Source organism: Streptomyces sp. NPDC057900, from assembly GCF_042887885.1.
GTDB lineage: Bacteria > Actinomycetota > Actinomycetes > Streptomycetales > Streptomycetaceae > Streptomyces.
Window position 1 is genome coordinate 144,871 of sequence record NZ_JBHVOI010000009.1, and the last position, 19,378, is coordinate 164,248.

Consider the following 19,378-nt stretch of genomic DNA (forward strand, 5'->3'; position numbering starts at 1 on the left):
AGGGGTGAATACGGCCTTCACAGCTTACGGCCTCATCCGTGACGGTCGGCGGGGCCGGTGGCCTGGGCCGACGGACGTGCGGTGCGGATGTCGGTGGGAGCGGCGCGGGGGGCGGGTGGCAGGATCGACGCCATGTCCGATCTGCGTGAGCCCGCTCCCTACGACGCCCTGCTGCTGCTCTCCTTCGGGGGCCCCGAAGGCCCCGACGACGTGGTTCCGTTCCTGGCGAACGTGACCCGCGGCCGGGGTATCCCGGAGGAGCGGCTGAAGGAGGTCGGCAAGCACTACTTCCTGTTCGGCGGCGTCAGCCCGATCAACGGCCAGAACAGGGCGCTCCTCGACGCCCTGCGCAAGGACTTCGCGGATCACGGACTCGACCTGCCGGTCTACTGGGGGAACCGCAACTGGGCGCCCTACCTGACCGACACCCTGCGCGAGATGGTCCGGGACGGACGCCGCCGCATCGCCGTCCTGGCGACCAGCGCCTACGCCTCCTACTCCGGCTGCCGGCAGTACCGCGAGAACCTCGCCGAGTCGCTGGCCGCCCTGGAGGCCGAGGGGCTGCCGGTGCCGCGCGTCGACAAGCTGCGGCACTACTTCAACCACCCCGGCTTCGTCGAGCCGATGGTGGACGGCGTGCTCGCCTCCCTGGCAGACCTGCCGGAGGACGTACGGGCCGGGGCGCACCTCGCCTTCACTACGCACTCCATCCCCACCTCCGCCGCCGACTCCTCCGGACCGGCGGAGGCGCACGGCGACGGCGGCGCGTACGTCGCGGAGCACCTCGACGTGGCCCGGGTGATCGTCGAGGCCGTCCGGGAGCGGACCGGCGTCGAGTACCCCTGGCAGCTCGTCTACCAGTCGCGCAGCGGCGCCCCGCACATCCCGTGGCTCGAACCCGATGTCTGCGATCACCTGGAGCTGCTGCACAGCGACGGCGTTCCCGCCGTGGTGATGGCGCCCATCGGCTTCGTCTCCGACCACATGGAGGTCCTGTACGACCTCGACACCGAGGCCACGGAGAAGGCCGCCGAGCTCGGCCTGCCGGTCCGCAGGTCCGCGACCGTCGGCGCCGACCCGAGGTTCGCGGCCGCCGTGCGCGACCTCGTGCTGGAGCGCGCCGCCATCGAACAAGGCCGGGAACCGCAGCGGTGTGCCCTCGGGGCGCTCGGGCCGAGCCACGACCTCTGCCCGGCCGGCTGCTGCCCGGCCCGTGCGCTCAAACCGGCCGCAGCGGGCGCCGACAGCCCCTACGCGTAGAGCGATCCGATCCCTACCCCTCACACCTACGGGAGCGCCGTGACCGACCCCCTGCTGTCCGAACTGCTCGACCTCGCCCTGGACGCCGCCCGGCGGGCGGGCGCGCTGCTGCGCGACGGACGCCCCGCCGACCTGGGGGTGGCCGCCACCAAGTCCAGCCCGGTGGACGTCGTCACCGAGATGGACATCGCCGCCGAGAAACTGATCACCGGCTTCCTGTCAGACCGCCGCCCCCAGGACGGCTTCCTCGGTGAGGAGGGCGCCAGCTCCGAGGGCAGCAGCGGTGTGCGCTGGGTGATCGACCCGCTCGACGGCACCGTGAACTACCTGTACGGGCTGCCCACCTGGGCCGTCTCCATCGCCGCCGAACGGGACGGCGAGCGGGTCGTGGGCGTGGTGGAGGCCCCGATGCGCGGGGAGACCTACCACGCGGTCCTCGGCGGCGGCGCGTACGCCAAGGGCGGCGCGTACGGGGACGGTGCCGCCCTGCGCTGCCGGCCCGCCCCGCCGCTCGACCAGGCGCTCGTGTCGACCGGCTTCAACTACGTGGCCGACGTCCGCGCGCACCAGGCCGACGTGGTCCGGGTGCTGGTCCCGCGCCTCCGGGACATCCGGCGCGGCGGATCCGCCGCGATCGACCTCTGCGACGTCGCCGCGGGCCGCCTCGACGGCTACTACGAGCGGGGCCTCCACCCGTGGGACCTGGCGGCGGGTGACCTCATCGCGAGGGAGGCGGGCGCGCTGACCGGCGGGCGGCCGGGGACGGCCGCCGACGGCGGTCTGACGGTGGCCGCCTCACCCGGTGTCTTCGAACCGCTGCAGTCCCTGCTGGAGGAGCTCGGCGCCTGGCACGACTGAGCGCGCCCGGACCACCCGGAAGCCGCTGTGCGGCCCGTGGGCGGCACCGGAACGGAGAAGGCCCCGCAGGTGCCGGGACGGCACCGCGGGGCCTTCTCGTAACGGCTCAGACGCTTGTGGCGCCGATGTGGACTCCGTGCTCCGCGGCGAGGCGGTGCAGATCCTCCAGCTCGCTCTGCTCGACGTCCGCGAGGAAGTCGTCGCCCGTCTCGCGGGCTTTCGTGAGGTCGGACTCGGTGGTCTGGATGCGTTGCAGCAGACCTGCGGTGAAAGCGTCCATGAGGCGCCCCCTCATCGTGGGTCGGTGGCACGGGGGTGTGCCCGGGTTTCCCTCCGCCGAAGCGGTAGGGCGGGTGATCACGCAGCCTCCGGAGGAACGGAGGGGCCAGTGGCACGCCACATACGAGACGTGATCGCGGGTGTGAAATCGTCCTCCCCAGCCCGACCCTCAGAGAAACCTCAACTGGCCCGGAAAACCACCGCCTTCCGGGAAGCCGCAGGTGGGACCGCGCCGTCTTACCGCCGGTTTATACGCGTTACGGGCAGGATGGAGGCGCACAGACCGGGCCCGGGTACGGCCCGGATCACCGGCCTGCGGTCCGATTGAGACGTTCCGCCGGTCGCTTTCGGTCACTGTGCGGCTCTGTTGTGGAAGTTCTAAGGAAGGAAGCGCCGTGCGCGTACTCGTCGTGGAGGACGAGCAGCTGCTCGCCGATGCGGTGGCCACCGGATTGCGCCGGGAGGCCATGGCCGTCGATGTCGTGTACGACGGTGCGGCGGCACTGGAGCGCATCGAGGTCAACGACTACGACGTCGTGGTGCTGGACCGGGACCTCCCCCTGGTGCACGGCGACGACGTGTGCCGCCGGATCGTCGAGCTGGGCATGCCGACCCGGGTGCTCATGCTCACCGCCTCCGGGGACGTCAGCGACCGGGTGGAGGGCCTGGAGCTCGGCGCCGACGACTACCTGCCCAAACCCTTCGCCTTCAGCGAGCTCACCGCACGGGTCCGCGCCCTCGGCCGTCGTACGACCGTCGCGCTGCCCCCCGTCCTGGAACGCGCCGGGATCAAGCTCGACCCGAACCGCCGCGAGGTCTTCCGGGGCGAGCAGGAGGTCCAGCTCGCGCCCAAGGAGTTCGCGGTGCTGGAGGTCCTCATGCGCAGCGAGGGCGCCGTGGTCTCGGCCGAGCAGCTCCTGGAGAAGGCCTGGGACGAGAACACCGACCCGTTCACCAACGTCGTCCGGGTGACCGTCATGACCCTGCGGCGCAAACTCGGTGAGCCGCCCGTGATCGTCACGGTGCCCGGCTCCGGCTACCGGATCTGACGCCGGTGCCCACGGTCCAGCCGCCACCGACGGCGCCCCCCAAGCCCACCTGGGAGCCCAAGCAGCAGGAGCCCCCGTACCCCTGGCTGCGCCCGACCATCCGGATACGCCTCACCCTGCTGTACGGCGGCATGTTCCTGATCGCCGGCATCCTGCTGCTCTCGATCATCTACATGCTGGCCGCGCAGGCCCTGCACGTGGGCAGCGAGCTGCCGTTCAAGATCGTCGACGGTCACGTGTCCAGCAACGTCTGCAACCTCCTGGGGGAGGGGACGTCGCCGAACTCCGTCAACGCGGCGATGAACTCCTGCGTCAACCACCAGCGCCAGCAGGCGCTCGACACGCTGCTCAACCGTTCCCTGCTGGCCCTCGTGGGCCTGAGCATCATCGCCTTCGCCTTCGGTTACGCGATGGCCGGACGGGTGCTCTCGCCGCTGGGCCGGATCACCCGCATCGCGCGCCGGGTGGCCGGTACGGACCTCTCCAGGCGCATCGAGCTGGACGGTCCGGACGACGAGCTCAAGGAGCTCGCGGACACCTTCGACGACATGCTGGAGCGGCTGGAGCGGGCCTTCACCGCGCAGCAGCGGTTCGTCGGGAACGCGTCGCACGAGCTGCGCACGCCCCTGGCGATCAACCGCACGCTGCTGGAGGTCCACCTCTCCGATCCGCAGGCGCCCCCGGAGCTCAAACAGCTCGGCAAGACGCTGCTGGCCACCAACGAGCGCAGCGAGCAGCTGGTCGAGGGCCTGCTGCTGCTCGCCCGCAGCGACAACCAGATCGTCGAGCGCAAACCCGTCGACCTCGCGGAGGTCGCCTCGCGCGCCCTCGACCAGACCCGGGCGGAGGCCGAGGCCAAGGGCGTGGAGATGCGCGGTGAGCTGGCCCCGGCCGTGGTCCAGGGCAACGGCGTGCTGCTGGAGCGGATCGCGCTGAACCTGGTGCAGAACGCGGTGCGCTACAACGTCCCGGACAGCGGCTGGGTCGAGGTCACCACCGAGCTCCTGCCGGGCCAGGCCATGCTCGTCGTCTCGAACACCGGGCCCGTGGTGCCCGCGTACGAGATCGACAACCTCTTCGAGCCCTTCAGACGGCTGCGTACCGAGCGGACGGGCAGCGACAAGGGGGTCGGGCTCGGCCTGTCGATCGCGCGGTCCGTCGCGCGCGCTCACGGAGGCCGTATCATCGCGGAGCCCCGCGAGGGTGGTGGTCTTGTGATGCGCGTCTCACTGCCTGTCTGACAGGCTGGACGGAGCGATTCGCACGAGGATTATTTTGTTCGCTTTGAGCGGAATTTTCGGGACCCGATCCCGGACTGACCGTGTGTGATCGATCACAAGAGCGAATTTCCGGCCGTCCACGCTCCGTGATCAGGGCCCCCACCGGAAATCCGCCAAAAGTCGGGGTTTTCGGGGGTCATTATCACGGGAAGTACACGGGGTGGTACCGGTCAACGGCACCGCCGGGACCGTGTACGGTCCCCATCGCCACCCAAGCCGATCGCCATAAGGCGGTCCTTTTGGGTGTCGATTGAGTAACAGACCTTGATGTGAGGCAAAATCTCCGCCTCGGGTCGGGCACAAGTCCGGCCTCTCACGCGTTACGTGCGCTGAGACACCGCAGACACCCAGAGGGGGAGAGCGACATGGCAACGGATTACGACACCCCACGAAAGACCGACGACGACGTCGATCAGGACAGCCTTGAAGAGCTCAAGGCTCGTCGGAGCGACAAGACGGCCTCGGCCGTCGATGTCGACGAGTTCGACGCGGCAGAAGGACTGGAGCTGCCCGGCGCAGACCTGTCCAACGAAGAGCTGGCCGTAAGGGTCCTGCCCAAGCAGGCCGACGAGTTCACCTGCATGAGCTGCTTCCTCGTGCACCACCGCAGTCAGCTGGCCCGTGAGAAGAACGGCCAGCCGATCTGCCGCGACTGCGACTGAGGTCCGGTCGGCCGTGGCAGGGGACACACCGTTCCGGAAGCGGCGTCACCGGCGCAGAGACAAGCCGGAGGCGCATGAGGGCGGTACCGGCCCGGCAGAAGGCCTAGCAGCGCCTGCCGAGCCGTCCGCCCTGCCACCCTCGCCGGGCGGACAGGAAGAGGAGCGGGGCCGGCCGGCCTCGCTCGGAGCAGCCGAAGCGGCTGCGGAAGTCGACACGGCCGACAGGGCCGAACAGGTCGACAGGACGGAGCCCGTGACCGGGGCAGGCCGTCTGAATTCAGTGAAACGGGGCGTACGCAAGGGCGGGGAGAGCGCCAGGGCGGCGATCGGTCATATCGCGGACCTGATCATCGATATCGCTCCCCGCGTCCCTGTGCGCGATCTCGCCACCCTGCGCAAGCAGTTTCCGGGCCTCGGGCCCGAGGAGCTGGCCGACCGGCTCATCGCGGGCGCGGGCAAGGCCACCGCCACCGTCGGCGCCGGAATCGGCGCGGCGGCCATGATGCCCGTACCGCCCGCCATGCTCGCCGAGCTGGCCACGGAGATCACCGGTGTGGCCGCGATCGAGATGAAGCTCGTCGCCGAGCTCCACGAGGTGTACGGACTCCGCCCGCCGGGCGGCCTCACCCAGCGCTCCACCGCCTACCTGACTTCCTGGACCGAGGAACGCGGTATCGACGTCACCCGTCCGGTGACCGTCAACGCGGCACTCGGCGGCCAGATGAAGCGCGAACTGCGCCAGCAGATCATGAAGCGCACCGCGCGCGATCTGCCGAACCTGATCCCGTTCATGATCGGCGCCACGGTCGGCGCGATGATGAACCGCCGCGAGACCAGAAGACTCGCGGAGCGGGTCAGGAAGGATCTGCGCGAGCGGCAGATCCCCTGGGACCGGCTCCCCGAGCTGCCGCCGCTGGAACGGCCCGCGCTCCCGTACGAGCCCCTTTCCGAGGACCCGCCGGACACGCCCTAGCCGCGGCCCTCAGGCCCGTACGGCCGCCTTCAGTGCCGCCACCAGTGCCTTCGGTTCGCGCGTCGACAGATAGACGTACGGGGTGGGGTCCTGCGGGTCGGTGATCTTCACCCGCACCGCCGTCGGGATGTAGCTGCGCAGCAGCATGAAGGCCCGGGTGTCCGCCTTGTACGAGCGCCAGGCGCGCGCCTCCTCGGCGTCCAGCACCTCGGCCTCACCGAGCGCCGAGACCGGGATCCGCGCGTCCCCGGCCACCAGGGCGTCGCCCACCACCCGGATCCGGATGGAGCCGTAGGAGCTCACCACCACCGCGGAGGCGACCGTGCCGCCCACCAGTCCGGCGAGCAGCGGCAGGGTGCCCAGGGGCAGCAGCATCAGGGCGCACGCGACGCCGAAGAGGAAGCAGATCACCCACCAGGAACGGGGTGCGGTGAGGCGTTCGTCGAAGGGCGGGGCGGAAGGCTGCATGAGCCCAAGCTTGGCACGGCGCGACCTGCGGGTAGCCGCGCGGGTAAGGTCTGCGGCTGTGAGTGGAACATCTGCGGCTCTGAAGCCCCCGGCCGACGCGGTGAAACCGGTCCGGCATCCCGACGCGCCGGCCCCCGGCGAGCTCCTCGGCGCGCACTACGAACACTGTTTCGGATGCGGCGGGGGACAGCCGCACGGGCTGCACCTCCAGGCGAGGGCCGGCGAGGCCGTCGGAGTCACCGCCGAGTTCACCGTCCAGGCGGCCCACCAGGGCGCCCCCGGCCTTGCGCACGGCGGGGTACTGGCCACCGCGCTCGACGAGACGCTCGGCTCGCTGAACTGGCTGCTGCGGGTGATCGCGGTGACCGGGCGGCTGGAGACCGACTTCGTCCGCCCCGTCCCCGTCGACACCGTGCTGTTCCTCGACGCCGAGATCACCGCCGTGCACGGCCGCAAGATCTACTCCCGGGCCACCGGCCGGATCGGCGGCCCGGACGGGCCCGTGGCGGTCCGCGCAGAGGCCCTCTTCATCGAGGTCAAGGTCGACCACTTCATCGACAACGGCCGCCCGGCCGAGATCCGGGCGGCGATGGCCGACCCGGACCAGGTCAAGCGCGCCCGCGCCTTCGAGGTGAACCCCTGATGCGCCATCCCGTGGACGTGCTGATCCGCCGGACGGACCCGGACGTGCCGATTCCGTCCTACGGCCACCCCGGCGACGCCGGAGCCGATCTGGTGACCACGGAGGCCGCCGAGCTGGCGCCCGGCGAGCGGGCCGTGCTGCCCACCGGGGTTTCGATCGCACTGCCCGACGGGTACGCCGCGTTCGTGCACCCCCGGTCCGGTATCGCCGCGCGCTGTGGAGTCGCACTGGTGAATGCCCCGGGGACGGTTGATGCCGGGTACCGTGGAGAGATCAAGGTGATCGTCATCAATCTCGACCCGCGCGAGTCCGTGCGGTTCGAGCGGTTCGACCGGATTGCCCAACTGGTCGTGCAGCAGGTCGAGAAGGTGCGCTTCCACGAGGTGTCGGAGCTTCCCGGTTCGGCGCGGGCCGAAGGGGGCTTCGGGTCCACCGGCGGTCATGCCGCCGTTGATGTTGATGGCGTCCGGGGCGAGCTTCCCCAGGACGGGAACAGCTACGCTTCGGTCGATTCCGACCGGGAAGGACAGTGACGTGTTCGGACGTCGCAAGGACAGTGGTTCCGCCGAGGACAAGGCGGACGAAGCGCGCGAGGCCGAGCAGGTCGTCGACGGGCTCGATGACGCCGATGCCGCCGAGGGCGGGTCGCGCCGGATGAACCTTCCGCCGGCGCCGCGGCCGGACGGGCCGTGGGACATCGAAGAGGTCTCCCAGCCCGGCGAGGGCCGGGTGGACCTGGGCGGCATCTTCGTGCCCGGTGTCGAGGGCATGGAGCTGCGCGTGGAGGTGGCCGGTGACGCGATCGTGGCCGCCACCGTGGTGCTCCGTGACAGCGCGATCCAGCTGCAGGCCTTCGCCGCCCCCAAGAAGGAGGGCATCTGGGGCGAGGTCCGCGACGAGATCGCCTCCGGCATCACCCAGCAGGGCGGGATCATCGACGAGGTCGAGGGCCCGCTGGGCTGGGAGCTGCGCGCGCAGGTCCCCGTACAGCTTCCCGACGGGGCGAACGGCGTGCAGCTGGTCCGCTTCGTCGGCATCGACGGCCCGCGCTGGTTCCTGCGCGGTGTGATCTCCGGCCAGGGTGCCGTGCAGCCGGAGGCGGCCGGTCTGCTGGAGACGGTCTTCCGGGACACCGTGGTGGTCCGCGGTGACGGCCCGATGGCCCCGCGCGACCCGATCGTCCTGAAGCTTCCCAACGACGCCCAGATGGTGCCCGAGGGCGTCCAGCAGGAGGAGCAGGAGAGCTCGAAGTTCTCCGGCGGCATGGCGGGCCTCCAGCGCGGCCCCGAGATCACCGAGGTGCGCTGACCCCGCACCCGTAAGCACCGGCCGGTGGGCCGTATCCCCGCACAGGGATACGGCCCACCGGCTTTCGCGTTCCCGGCCGCCGTCCGGTCCGGGCGGCAGACGTCGTAAGGGGCGCGTATCGGGCGCGTATCGGGCACGTACAGGCGCCGTCAAGGACCGGCCCCTCGCCGTATGGAAGGCATCAACGCAGGTCAAAGCGGTGTCTGCGGCGGGTTTGCTCATGAGGTCCGAGAAATCCGCACCTCATCCAGGAGCACCCGATGGCCGATCTGGCCTTCGTCGTCACCACGATCGCGGTCTTCGCGCTGGTGGCACTCATCGCCAAGGGGGTGACGAAGCTGTGACCGCGGAAAACGTGGTGGGCCTCGTCGTGGCCGTCGCCCTGCTGGGCTATCTCGTCCTCGCCCTCCTGTACCCGGAGAGGTTCTGAGCCCGTTATGAGCCCCGTCCTCGCAGGTGTGCTCCAGCTGCTCGCGCTCGTCGTGGCGCTGGGTCTGGCGTACCGCCCGCTCGGTGACCACATGGCCCGCGTCTACACCTCGCCCCGCCATCTGCGGGCCGAGAAGTGGATATACAAGGCCATCGGCGCCGACCCGAACACACAGATGCGCTGGCCCGCCTATCTCCGCGGTGTCCTGGCCTTCTCCGTCGTGAGCGTTCTCTTCCTTTACCTGCTGCAGCGGCTCCAGGGCTCGCTGCCCGGATCGCTCGGCTTCGTCTCGATCGACCCCGACCAGGCGTTCAACACGGCGGCGTCCTTCGTCGCCAACACCAACTGGCAGTCGTACTCCGGCGAACAGGCCATGGGCCACGTCGTGCAGACCGGCGGCCTCGCGGTGCAGAACTTCGTCTCGGCCGCCGTCGGCATCGCCGTCGCGGTGGCGCTCGTACGGGGCCTCGCCGCCACCCGTACCGGTGAACTCGGCAATTTCTGGTCCGACCTGGTGCGCGGCACCGTACGGATCCTGCTGCCGGTCTCGGTGATCGGCGCGCTCGTGCTGGTCGCCTGCGGGGCGATCCAGAACTTCTCCGGCATCCACGAGGTCGGGCAGTTCATGGGCGGTTCCCAGCAGTGGAACGGCGGCGCGGTCGCCTCCCAGGAGGTCATCAAGGAGCTGGGCACCAACGGCGGCGGCTACTTCAACGCCAACTCGGCCCACCCCTTCGAGAATCCGAACGGGCTCTCCAACCTCTTCGAGATCTTCCTGATCCTCCTCATCCCGTTCGCGCTGACCCGCACGTTCGGCCGGATGACCGGCTCGCTCAAGCAGGGCTACGCGATCCTCGCCACCATGGGCGTCATCTGGCTCGGCTTCACCGCGCTGATGATGTGGACCGAATTCGCCCACCACGGGCCCGCGTTCGAGATCGCGGGCGGCGCCATGGAGGGCAAGGAGAACCGTTTCGGCGTCGGCGGCTCCTCGCTCTTCGCGGTGGCTACCACCCTCACCTCGACCGGCGCGGTGAACTCCTTCCACTCCTCGTTCACCGGCTTCGGCGGCGGCATCACGATGCTCGGCATGCAGCTCGGCGAGATCGCCCCCGGCGGCACCGGCTCCGGGCTCTACGGAATGCTGATCATGGCGGTCATCGCGGTGTTCATCGCCGGACTGATGGTCGGCCGCACCCCCGAGTACCTCGGCAAGAAGATCGGCACCCGCGAGATCAAGCTCGCGGCCTGCTACATCCTCGTCACCCCGGCCCTGGTGCTCTGCTTCACCGCCGCCGCGATGGCCCTGCCCACCCCGGGCGACTCGATGACCAACACGGGCGCGCACGGCTTCTCCGAGATCCTGTACGCCTACACCTCCGGCGCCAACAACAACGGTTCGGCGTTCGCCGGACTGGCCGCCGACACCCCGTGGTTCAACACCACGATCGGGCTGGCGATGCTGCTGGGCCGGTTCCTGCCCATGGTGTTCGTCCTCGCGCTCGCGGGCTCGTTCGCCGAGCAGCGGCCCGTCCCGGCGACCGCCGGCACCCTCGGCACGCACCGGCCGCTCTTCAGCGGGCTGCTGGTCGCCACCGTCATGATCGTCGCCGGTCTGACCTACTTCCCGGCGCTGGCTCTGGGGCCCCTGGCCGAGGGGCTGGCGTCATGACCATCCGTACGAAACAAGAGGACGCGATGTCCACCGTCACACCGGCCCGCGCACCGCACCACGACAACCCGTCAGGGCGCGTCGGCGCAGGCCTGTTCGACCCGGGGATGCTGATCGCCGCGTTCCCCGAAGCGGTACGCAAACTCGACCCCCGGGTGATGATCAAGTCGCCGGTGATGTTCGTGGTGCTGACCGGCTCTGTGCTCACCACCGTGCTGGCGGCCCTGGACCCGGCCGACTGGTTCGGCTGGGCGATCACCGCCTGGCTCTGGCTGACCACGGTCTTCGCCAACCTGGCGGAGGCGGTCGCGGAGGGCCGGGGCAAGGCCCAGGCGGACACCCTGCGCCGGGCCAGGACGGGCACCGTCGCCCGCCGTCTGACGGGCGGCGGCGAGGAGCGGACAGCCGGCACCGAACTGCGCGTCGGTGACCTGGTGGTCTGCGAGGCCGGCGACATCATCCCGGGCGACGGGGACGTCGTCGAGGGCGTGGCCAGCGTCGACGAATCCGCGATCACCGGCGAATCGGCACCGGTCATCCGGGAGTCGGGCGGCGACCGCAGCGCGGTGACCGGCGGTACGAAGGTGCTCTCCGACCGCGTCGTCATCAAGATCACCACCAGGCCCGGCGAGACCTTCATCGACCGGATGATCGCCCTCGTCGAGGGCGCCGCCAGGCAGAAGACGCCCAACGAGATCGCGCTGAACATCCTGCTCGCCTCGCTGACCATCGTGTTCCTGCTGGCCGTGGTCACCCTCCAGCCGTTCGCCGGCTACGCGGGCAGCGAGCAGTCCATGACGGTGCTCGCCGCACTGCTGGTCTGCCTGATCCCGACCACCATCGGCGCGCTGCTCTCCGCGATCGGCATCGCGGGCATGGACCGGCTGGTGCAGCGCAACGTGCTCGCCATGTCGGGCCGCGCCGTCGAGGCGGCGGGCGACGTGTCGACCCTGCTGCTCGACAAGACCGGCACGATCACCCTCGGCAACCGGCAGGCCGCCGCGTTCCTCCCGGTCGCGGGCGTGACGGAGGCCGAGCTCGCGGACGCCGCCCAGCTCTCCTCACTGGCCGACGAGACGCCGGAGGGCCGCTCCGTCGTCGTCCTGGCCAAGGAGGCGTACGGGCTCCGCGAGCGCCATCAGGGGCAGCTGTCCCGCGCGGAGTGGGTGGGCTTCACCGCCCGGACCCGGATGTCAGGGGTGGACCTCGACGGACGCCGGATCCGCAAGGGGGCCACCGGCTCGGTCACCGCGTGGGTCCGGGAGCGGGGCGGCACGGTCCACCCCGACGTCGCCGCGCTGACAGAGCGGATCTCCCGCGAGGGCGGCACGCCGTTGCCGGTCGCGGTCGACGACGGGGAGGGCGCCCGGGTCCTGGGCGTCATCCACCTCAAGGACGTCGTCAAGGAGGGCATGCGCGAACGGTTCGGTGAACTGCGCCGGATGGGCATCCGCACCGTCATGATCACCGGCGACAACCCGCTGACCGCGAAGGCCATCGCGGAGGAGGCCGGCGTCGACGACTTCCTCGCCGAGGCCACCCCCGAGGACAAGATGGCCCTCATCAAGCGGGAACAGGCCGGCGGCAGGCTCGTCGCGATGACCGGCGACGGGACGAACGACGCCCCGGCGCTCGCCCAGGCCGACGTCGGCGTCGCCATGAACACCGGAACCTCGGCCGCCAAGGAGGCCGGGAACATGGTGGACCTGGACTCCGACCCGACCAAGCTGATCGAGATCGTCGAGATCGGCAAACAGCTGCTGATCACCCGTGGCGCGCTGACCACGTTCTCCATCGCCAACGACGTCGCGAAGTACTTCGCGATCATCCCCGCGATGTTCGCCGCGGTCTATCCGGGCCTGGACAGGCTCAACATCATGGATCTGTCCTCGCCCCGGTCCGCGATCCTGTCCGCCGTGATCTTCAACGCGCTGATCATCGTCGCGCTGGTGCCGCTCGCGCTGAAGGGCGTGCGCTACCGGCCGGCCGGCGCCGACTCGATGCTCCGGCGCAACCTCGGGATCTACGGACTCGGCGGACTGGTCGCCCCGTTCATCGGCATCAAGATCATCGACCTGATCATCTCCCTCATCCCCGGAATCGGCTGACCTGCCATGAACAACTCATTCGCGAACTCCGTCCGGCCGCTCGGGCCCGCCCTGCGCGCCCTGCTCGTCCTCACCCTGGTCTGCGGCGTCCTCTACCCGCTCGCCGTCACCGGGGTCGCCCAGGGACTCATGCCGGGCCGGGCGGGCGGCTCCGAGATCACCGCGAACGGCGAGACCGTCGGCTCCGCACTCATCGGACAGCGCTACGACCTGCCGCTCAAGAAGGGCCAGGAGACCCCGGCCCCGGACCTCAGGTGGTTCCAGCCGCGCCCCTCCAACGGTCTCGGCACCAACAGCGTCAACACGCGGTACTCGCTGCTGGTATCCGGCGCGACCAACCGCTCCGGTGACAACAAGGAGCTGATCGACCAGGTCACCGCCGCCAAGGCCGCGGCCGTGAAGGACAACTCCGTCCCCGGCCACCCCGTCAGCCCCGCGCAGGTGCCGCCCGACGCCGTCACCTCCTCCGGATCGGGTCTCGACCCGGACATCTCCCCGGCGTACGCCCGGCTCCAGGTCCGCCGGGTCGCCGAGCGCAACCACCTGGACCCGGCGCGGGTGGCGAAGCTGGTCGAGCGGCACACCGACGGCCGGATCCTGGGCTTCGCGGGTGAACCGAGGGTCAACGTGCTCCGGCTGAACATCGCCCTGAAGCAGCTCGTGAACGCCTCGGCCGGGCGCTGACCGGCCACGACGCCCGGGTCGGGCCTAGGGCGTGTTTTGAAAGTCTCGTCTGCCCGGCGGGCGGACGACGCCACTTTCAAGACACGCCCTAGGCCCGACCCGGGCATTGCCCGTCACCGGGCCTCCCGCACATACTGGCGGCCGACAGGACCGAGTACGTACGGGGAGCGACATGACCGAGAGCACCGACGCGGCGGGCACCGGCGGGAAGGGCGGCACGGCCGTCACGGAGCGGCCCATGGTCCGGGTCGACGACCTGCACCGCTCGTACGGCTCCGGGGCCGCTGCCACGCACGCGCTGCGCGGGGTGTCCTTCGAGGTGCCGCGCGGCGAGCTCGTCGCGCTCAAGGGGCGGTCCGGCTCCGGAAAGACCACCCTGCTGAACCTCGTCGGAGGGCTCGACAGCCCCGACAGCGGCCGGATCACCGTGGACGGCACCGACCTCTCCACGCTCGGCGAGAACGGGCTGCTGGAACTGCGCCGCGACCGGATCGGTTTCATCTTCCAGTCCTTCGGCCTGATCCCCATCCTGACGGCGGCGGAGAACGTCGGCGTACCCATGCGGCTGCGCAAGGCGGAGCCGCGCGAGCGCGAGGAGCGGGTGTCGCTGCTGCTCTCCCTGGTCGGCCTCGCGGACCACGCCGCCCAGCGCCCCGGCGAGCTCTCCGGCGGCCAGCAGCAGCGGGTGGCGATCGCCAGAGCCCTCGCCAACCGGCCCGCCCTGCTGATCGCGGACGAGCCCACCGGACAGCTCGACGCGGAGACCGGCCTCGCGGTGATGGAGCTGCTGCGCGCGGTCGTGCACAGCGAGGGCGTCACCGCGCTCGTCGCCACCCACGACGCCCAGCTGCTCGGCCTCGCGGACCGGGTCCTGGAGCTCAGCGACGGGCACATCGTCGAACACGCCTGAGGGCTCTCCAGGACCGCGGGAGCCGGCCCGGCCGGGCATCAGAATTACGTCAATACGGTCGGCTCCAGCACCCCCCGTCCGATATGCCGGAAATTCACGAGGTAGCTTCGACAGTGGCTGCCGCATCGGCCGCAGCCGGTTTCGGAAAGACGATGGGGCCATGGCGCGCGGCAAACTTCGGATCTACCTCGGTGCGGCACCGGGCGTCGGCAAGACGTACGCCATGCTCTCCGAGGCGCACCGCCGGGTGGAGCGGGGCACGGACTGCGTCATCGGCTTCGTCGAGCACCACGACCGCCCGCGCACCGAGGTCATGCTGCACGGCCTCGAACAGACCGGGCGCCGCGAGATCGAGTACCGCTCCGCGGTCTTCACCGAGATGGACGTCGACGCGATCCTGGAGCGCGCGCCCGCCGTCGCCCTGGTGGACGAACTGGCGCACACCAATGTGCCCGGCTCCCGCAACGCCAAGCGCTGGCAGGACGTCGAGGAACTCCTCCAGGCCGGCATCGACGTGGTCTCCACCGTCAACATCCAGCACCTGGAGTCCCTCGGCGACGTCGTCGAGTCGATAACCGGCGTACGCCAGCGCGAGACCGTGCCCGACGAGGTCGTCCGCCGAGCCGACCAGCTCGAACTGGTCGATATGTCGCCCCAGGCGCTGCGCAGGCGGATGGCCCACGGCAACATCTACAAGCCGGACCGGATCGACGCCTCGCTCTCCAACTACTTCCGCCCCGGCAACCTCACCGCCCTGCGCGAGCTGGCCCTCCTCTGGGTGGCCGACCGGGTCGACGAATACCTCCAGCAGTACCGGGGCGAGCACAACATCCGCACCACCTGGCAGGCCCGCGAACGCATAGTCGTCGGGCTCACCGGCGGCCCCGAGGGCCGCACCCTCATCCGCCGCGCCTCCCGGATGGCGGCCAAGGGTTCCGGCAGCGAGATCCTCGCCGTCTACATCGCCCGCAGCGACGGACTCACCTCGGCCTCGCCCAAGGAGCTCACCGTCCAGCGCACGCTCGTCGAGGACCTCGGCGGCACCTTCCACCACGTCATCGGCGACGACATACCCTCGGCCCTGCTCGAATTCGCCCGGGGTGTCAACGCCACCCAGATCGTCCTCGGCTCCAGCCGCCGCAAGGCCTGGCAGTACATCTACGGTCCCGGCGTCGGCGCCACCGTCGCCCGCGAGTCCGGCACCGACCTCGACGTCCACATCGTCACCCACGACGAGGTCGCCAAGGGCAGGGGCCTGCCCATCGCCCGGGGCGCCCGGCTCGGCCGGGCCCGGATCATCTGGGGCTGGATCGTAGGCGTGGGCGGGCCGGTCCTTCTCGCGCTGCTCCTCAAGGGACTGGAGAACGGTCCGGGGCTCGCCAACGACGTCCTGCTCTTCCTCTTCATGACCGTGGCCGCCGCCCTGCTCGGCGGGCTGCTGCCGGCCCTCGCCTCGGCCGCCGCGGGATCGCTGCTGCTGAACTACTGGTTCACCCCGCCCACCCACACCCTGACCGTCCAGGACCCCGAGAACTTCGTCGCCATCGTGATCTTCTTCGCGGTGGCCGTCGCGGTGGCCTCCGTCGTCGACCTGGCGGCCCGCCGCACCCACCAGGCCGCCAGACTGCGCGCCGAGTCCGAGATCCTGTCCTTCCTGGCCGGCAGCGTGCTGCGCGGCGAGACGACCCTGGCCGCGCTGCTCGACCGGGTCCGCGAGACCTTCGGCATGGAGTCCGTCGCCCTGCTGGAGCGGCAGAGCGACGTCGATCCCTGGACGTGTGCCGGGAGCGTCGGACCGGGGCCGGTCGCCCGGCCGGAGGAGGCCGATGTGGACATGCCCGTCGGTGACCACATGGCCCTCGCGCTGTCCGGCCGGGTGCTGCCCGCGGAGGACCGCCGGGTGCTCGGCGCCTTCGCCGCCCAGGCCGCCGTCGTCCTGGACCGCCAGCGCCTCGTCGGAGAGGCGGAGGAGGCCCGCCGGCTCGCCGAGGGCAACCGGATCAGGACCGCGCTGCTGGCCGCCGTCAGCCACGACCTGCGCACCCCGCTCGCCGCCATCAAGGCCGCCGTGAGCTCCCTGCGCTCCGACGACGTCGCCTGGTCGCAGGACGACGAGGCCGAGCTCCTGGAAGGCATCGAGGACGGCGCCGACCGCCTCGACCACTTGGTGGGCAACCTCCTCGACATGTCCCGGCTGCAGACCGGCACCGTCACCCCGCTGATCCGCGAGATCGACCTCGACGAGGTCGTGCCGATGGCCCTGGGCGGGGTGCCGGAGGACAGCGTCGAGCTCGACATCCCCGAGACGCTGCCGATGGTCGCCGTCGACCCCGGGCTGCTGGAGCGGGCCGTAGCCAACATCGTCGAGAACGCCGTCAAGTACAGCCCGGATGGCGACCGCGTCACGGTGGCCGCCAGCGCGCTCGGCGCCCGCGTCGAGCTACGGGTGGCCGACCGGGGCCGGGGCGTCCCCGACGACGGCAAGGAACGCATCTTCGAACCCTTCCAGCGCTACGGCGACGCCCCGCGCGGCGCCGGCGTCGGCCTGGGCCTCGCCGTGGCCCGCGGCTTCGTGGAGTCCATGGGCGGCACGCTGGACGCGGAGGACACCCCCGGCGGCGGCCTCACCATGGTCCTGACCCTCGGCGCGGCCTCGGGACACCTCCCGGTCGCCCCCGACCTGCCCGCGCGGGTCACCTCATGACCCACGTACCGCAGACCGCCGCACAACCCCCGTACAGCAGAGAGGCAGGACCGAGATGACCCGGGTGCTTGTGGTCGACGACGAGCCGCAGATCGTACGCGCCCTCGTGATCAACCTGAAGGCGCGCAAGTACGAGGTGGACGCCGCGCCCGACGGAGCGACCGCCCTCCAGCTCGCCGCCGCCCGCCACCCCGACGTCGTCGTGCTGGACCTCGGGCTGCCCGACATGGACGGGGTCGAGGTCATCAGGGGGCTGCGAGGCTGGACCCGGGTGCCGATCCTGGTGCTCTCGGCCCGGCACACCTCCGACGAGAAGGTCGAGGCGCTGGACGCGGGGGCCGACGACTACGTCACCAAGCCGTTCGGCATGGACGAGCTGCTGGCCCGGCTGCGCGCCTCCGTACGCCGCGCCGAGCCCGTCGGACCGGACGGCGGCGACCAGGCCGTGATCGTCGAGACCACGGGGTTCACCGTCGACCTGGCCGCCAAGAAGGTCCAGCGCGAGGGCCGGGACGTACGGCTCACCCCCACCGAGTGGCACCTGCTGGAGGTGCTGGTCCGCAACAGCGGCCGGCTGGTCAGCCAGAAGCAGCTGCTCCAGGAGGTCTGGGGACCGTCCTACGGGACCGAGACCAACTATCTGCGGGTCTACATGGCGCAGCTCCGGCGCAAGCTGGAGGCCGATCCCGCCCACCCCCGGCACTTCGTCACCGAACCGGGGATGGGCTATCGCTTCGAGCGGGCCTGACGTCAGCCGCCCGCTTCTTCCCGTAACCCGTTCGAGTGAGACGGTGGCCACCCGCCACGACCTCCGGGGACCGGTACGCTTCGGTTATGAGTGCTGTCCCTCGATTCGAGAAGGCCGGGAAGGCCGAGCGGCCGTCCGGGCGCTTCCGCCGGATGCTCGACCGGCTCTCCAGCTCCCAGGAGGACCTGGAGCGCGAGGAGCTGGCGGAGGACTCGCACGCCTCGGGATGCACCCGGATCTCCGAGTGCAGCGACCGCCAGATCGTCAAGGTCACTGGTACCTTGCGGACGGTCACCCTGCGACCGCGCGCCGGAGTGCCCGCCCTGGAGGCGGAGCTCTTCGACGGCACCGCTCCGCTGGACGTGGTCTGGCTCGGCCGCCGCTCCATCGTGGGCATCGAGCCGGGCCGCAAGCTCATCGCCTCCGGCCGGATCTCCATGAGCCACGGGCGCCGGGTGCTGTTCAACCCCAAATACGAACTCCGACCGCTCGGCAAGGAGTAGCCGGTGACGTCTTTTGACAAGCCGACGTCCGACACGGACCCCACCACCCGCACCGACCAGCAGGAGGCCGACGCGAAGGCGGTCACAGAGGCCGCGCTCTTCGAGGCCTTCGGTGGCATCCGGGGCATGGTGGAGACAGTCCTGCCGGGGCTGCTCTTCGTCACGATCTTCACCATCGACAAGAACCTCACCTACTCGGCCATCGCGGCCGTGGCGGTGTCGCTGGTGCTCGTGGCCGTCCGGCTCATCCGCAGGGACACCGTCAAGCACGCCTTCAGCGGCGTCTTCGGTGTGGCTTTCGGCGTCGTCTTCGCGAAGATGACCGGCAACGCCAAGGACTTCTATCTCCCGGGCATGATCTACACGCTCGGACTGGCCCTCGCCTACCTGGTCACCACGGTGGCGGGACTGCCGCTGATCGGCCTGATCCTGGGCCCGGTCTTCAAAGAGAACCTCTCCTGGCGCACCAGGAACCCCGGCCGCAAGAAGGCCTACGCCAAGGCCAGCTACGCCTGGGGACTGATCCTGCTCGCCAAGTGCGCGATCCTCTTCCCGCTGTACTGGTGGGGCGACACCACCCAGTTCGGCTGGGTCCTGGTGGCACTGAAGATCCCGCCGTTCCTGCTCGCGGTCTACCTCACCTGGGTCTTCCTCGCCAAGGCGCCGCCGCCCATCGACGTCTTCGCCGAGATGGAGGCCGAGGAGCAGGCCGAGAAGGACCGCGAGGCCGAGCAGAGCCGCGCGGCGGCCGCCGCCGAAGCGGCCCGCGGCCAGGAGTACTGAGCCGGCCGACGTACGCGAACACGTGAAGGGGCCCGGACCGCCACAGGCGGTCCGGG

Annotated in this window: 20 protein-coding genes; 18 read left to right on the forward strand and 2 right to left on the reverse strand. The window is 70.7% G+C overall.

Annotation, left to right across the window (positions count from 1 at the left end; genetic code table 11):
* Positions 1-132 precede the first annotated feature (132 nt).
* Positions 133-1,260, forward strand: coding sequence for a ferrochelatase (locus ACFVQ0_RS27975; RefSeq protein ID WP_390091964.1), 1,128 nt, complete (start codon positions 133-135; stop codon positions 1,258-1,260).
* Positions 1,261-1,299: 39 nt separating this feature from the next.
* Positions 1,300-2,118 carry an inositol monophosphatase family protein gene (locus ACFVQ0_RS27980; RefSeq protein WP_390091965.1) on the forward strand — a complete coding sequence of 273 codons (819 nt, stop codon included), beginning with the start codon at positions 1,300-1,302 and terminating at the stop codon, positions 2,116-2,118.
* Positions 2,119-2,224: 106 nt separating this feature from the next.
* Here ACFVQ0_RS27980 and ACFVQ0_RS27985 read toward each other — a convergent pair whose 3' ends face one another.
* Positions 2,225-2,398, reverse strand: coding sequence for a hypothetical protein (locus tag ACFVQ0_RS27985; protein ID WP_185092415.1), 174 nt, complete (start codon positions 2,396-2,398; stop codon positions 2,225-2,227).
* 394 nt (positions 2,399-2,792) lie between these two features.
* On the opposite strand from ACFVQ0_RS27985, the gene ACFVQ0_RS27990 reads away from it, so the two are divergent.
* The 4 genes from ACFVQ0_RS27990 (at position 2,793) to ACFVQ0_RS28005 (ending at position 6,361) form a co-directional block, all read left to right on the forward strand.
* Positions 2,793-3,446 (forward strand): response regulator transcription factor, encoded by a 654-nt coding sequence (locus ACFVQ0_RS27990; RefSeq protein ID WP_024490544.1) that lies wholly within the window; start codon positions 2,793-2,795, stop codon positions 3,444-3,446.
* Positions 3,447-3,451: 5 nt separating this feature from the next.
* Positions 3,452-4,687, forward strand: a complete 1,236-nt coding sequence (locus ACFVQ0_RS27995) for a sensor histidine kinase (RefSeq protein ID WP_390091966.1) — start codon at positions 3,452-3,454, stop codon at positions 4,685-4,687.
* Between the two features lie 404 nt (positions 4,688-5,091).
* Positions 5,092-5,388 (forward strand): DUF4193 domain-containing protein, encoded by a 297-nt coding sequence (locus ACFVQ0_RS28000; RefSeq protein WP_003965732.1) that lies wholly within the window; start codon positions 5,092-5,094, stop codon positions 5,386-5,388.
* Positions 5,389-5,401: 13 nt separating this feature from the next.
* Complete coding sequence (locus ACFVQ0_RS28005; RefSeq protein ID WP_390091967.1) at positions 5,402-6,361, forward strand: hypothetical protein; 960 nt, start codon at positions 5,402-5,404, stop codon at positions 6,359-6,361.
* A 9-nt stretch (positions 6,362-6,370) separates the two neighbouring features.
* Here ACFVQ0_RS28005 and ACFVQ0_RS28010 read toward each other — a convergent pair whose 3' ends face one another.
* Entirely contained in the window at positions 6,371-6,829 is a 459-nt protein-coding gene (locus ACFVQ0_RS28010) for a DUF3093 domain-containing protein (RefSeq protein WP_390091968.1), read from the reverse strand.
* Positions 6,830-6,887: 58 nt separating this feature from the next.
* Between ACFVQ0_RS28010 and ACFVQ0_RS28015 the strand changes: the two genes are divergently transcribed.
* From ACFVQ0_RS28015 to ACFVQ0_RS28070, 12 genes are all read left to right on the forward strand, one after another.
* On the forward strand, positions 6,888-7,472 hold the full coding sequence (locus ACFVQ0_RS28015) for a PaaI family thioesterase (RefSeq protein WP_390091969.1): 585 nt from the start codon (positions 6,888-6,890) through the stop codon (positions 7,470-7,472).
* Positions 7,472-8,005, forward strand: a complete 534-nt coding sequence (gene dut, locus ACFVQ0_RS28020) for a dUTP diphosphatase (protein ID WP_390091970.1) — start codon at positions 7,472-7,474, stop codon at positions 8,003-8,005. Before ACFVQ0_RS28015 ends, dut begins: the two co-directional genes overlap by 1 nt.
* Position 8,006: 1 nt before the next feature.
* Complete coding sequence (locus tag ACFVQ0_RS28025; RefSeq protein WP_328865179.1) at positions 8,007-8,780, forward strand: DUF3710 domain-containing protein; 774 nt, start codon at positions 8,007-8,009, stop codon at positions 8,778-8,780.
* Positions 8,781-9,120: 340 nt separating this feature from the next.
* The gene (gene kdpF, locus ACFVQ0_RS28030; RefSeq protein WP_037777601.1) at positions 9,121-9,210 is read left to right on the forward strand and encodes a K(+)-transporting ATPase subunit F; all 90 of its coding nucleotides are present in this window, start codon (positions 9,121-9,123) and stop codon (positions 9,208-9,210) included.
* Between the two features lie 7 nt (positions 9,211-9,217).
* A complete protein-coding gene (kdpA, locus tag ACFVQ0_RS28035; RefSeq protein ID WP_390091971.1) occupies positions 9,218-10,882 on the forward strand; it encodes a potassium-transporting ATPase subunit KdpA in 1,665 nt (554 codons plus the stop codon).
* The gene (kdpB, locus tag ACFVQ0_RS28040) at positions 10,879-12,990 is read left to right on the forward strand and encodes a potassium-transporting ATPase subunit KdpB (protein WP_390091972.1); all 2,112 of its coding nucleotides are present in this window, start codon (positions 10,879-10,881) and stop codon (positions 12,988-12,990) included. The genes kdpA and kdpB overlap by 4 nt, the downstream gene beginning before the upstream one ends.
* A 6-nt stretch (positions 12,991-12,996) precedes the next feature.
* A complete protein-coding gene (locus tag ACFVQ0_RS28045; RefSeq protein WP_390091973.1) occupies positions 12,997-13,674 on the forward strand; it encodes a potassium-transporting ATPase subunit C in 678 nt (225 codons plus the stop codon).
* Positions 13,675-13,846: 172 nt separating this feature from the next.
* On the forward strand, positions 13,847-14,584 hold the full coding sequence (locus tag ACFVQ0_RS28050; RefSeq protein ID WP_390091974.1) for an ABC transporter ATP-binding protein: 738 nt from the start codon (positions 13,847-13,849) through the stop codon (positions 14,582-14,584).
* 160 nt (positions 14,585-14,744) lie between these two features.
* Positions 14,745-17,288, forward strand: coding sequence for an ATP-binding protein (locus ACFVQ0_RS28055; protein ID WP_390091975.1), 2,544 nt, complete (start codon positions 14,745-14,747; stop codon positions 17,286-17,288).
* A 55-nt stretch (positions 17,289-17,343) separates the two neighbouring features.
* Positions 17,344-18,036, forward strand: a complete 693-nt coding sequence (locus tag ACFVQ0_RS28060; RefSeq protein WP_390091976.1) for a response regulator — start codon at positions 17,344-17,346, stop codon at positions 18,034-18,036.
* 86 nt (positions 18,037-18,122) lie between these two features.
* Positions 18,123-18,539: an OB-fold nucleic acid binding domain-containing protein gene (locus ACFVQ0_RS28065; RefSeq protein ID WP_363072544.1), complete on the forward strand. Its 417-nt coding sequence runs from the start codon at positions 18,123-18,125 to the stop codon at positions 18,537-18,539.
* A 3-nt stretch (positions 18,540-18,542) separates the two neighbouring features.
* The gene (locus tag ACFVQ0_RS28070; RefSeq protein ID WP_390091977.1) at positions 18,543-19,322 is read left to right on the forward strand and encodes a DUF3159 domain-containing protein; all 780 of its coding nucleotides are present in this window, start codon (positions 18,543-18,545) and stop codon (positions 19,320-19,322) included.
* Positions 19,323-19,378 lie beyond the last annotated feature (56 nt).

Bases quoted from the DNA above. Each gene is read 5' to 3' on its own strand.
- ACFVQ0_RS27975 (WP_390091964.1), top strand. From the start codon at position 133: ATGTCCGATCTGCGTGAGCCCGCTCCCTACGACGCCCTGCTGCTGCTC.
- ACFVQ0_RS27985 (WP_185092415.1), bottom strand. From the start codon at position 2,398: ATGGACGCTTTCACCGCAGGTCTGCTGCAACGCATCCAGACCACCGAG.
- ACFVQ0_RS28000 (WP_003965732.1), top strand. From the start codon at position 5,092: ATGGCAACGGATTACGACACCCCACGAAAGACCGACGACGACGTCGAT.
- ACFVQ0_RS28010 (WP_390091968.1), bottom strand. From the start codon at position 6,829: ATGCAGCCTTCCGCCCCGCCCTTCGACGAACGCCTCACCGCACCCCGT.
- dut (WP_390091970.1), top strand. From the start codon at position 7,472: ATGCGCCATCCCGTGGACGTGCTGATCCGCCGGACGGACCCGGACGTG.
- kdpA (WP_390091971.1), top strand. From the start codon at position 9,218: ATGAGCCCCGTCCTCGCAGGTGTGCTCCAGCTGCTCGCGCTCGTCGTG.
- kdpB (WP_390091972.1), top strand. From the start codon at position 10,879: ATGACCATCCGTACGAAACAAGAGGACGCGATGTCCACCGTCACACCG.
- ACFVQ0_RS28045 (WP_390091973.1), top strand. From the start codon at position 12,997: ATGAACAACTCATTCGCGAACTCCGTCCGGCCGCTCGGGCCCGCCCTG.
- ACFVQ0_RS28050 (WP_390091974.1), top strand. From the start codon at position 13,847: ATGACCGAGAGCACCGACGCGGCGGGCACCGGCGGGAAGGGCGGCACG.
- ACFVQ0_RS28055 (WP_390091975.1), top strand. From the start codon at position 14,745: ATGGCGCGCGGCAAACTTCGGATCTACCTCGGTGCGGCACCGGGCGTC.
- ACFVQ0_RS28060 (WP_390091976.1), top strand. From the start codon at position 17,344: ATGACCCGGGTGCTTGTGGTCGACGACGAGCCGCAGATCGTACGCGCC.
- ACFVQ0_RS28065 (WP_363072544.1), top strand. From the start codon at position 18,123: ATGAGTGCTGTCCCTCGATTCGAGAAGGCCGGGAAGGCCGAGCGGCCG.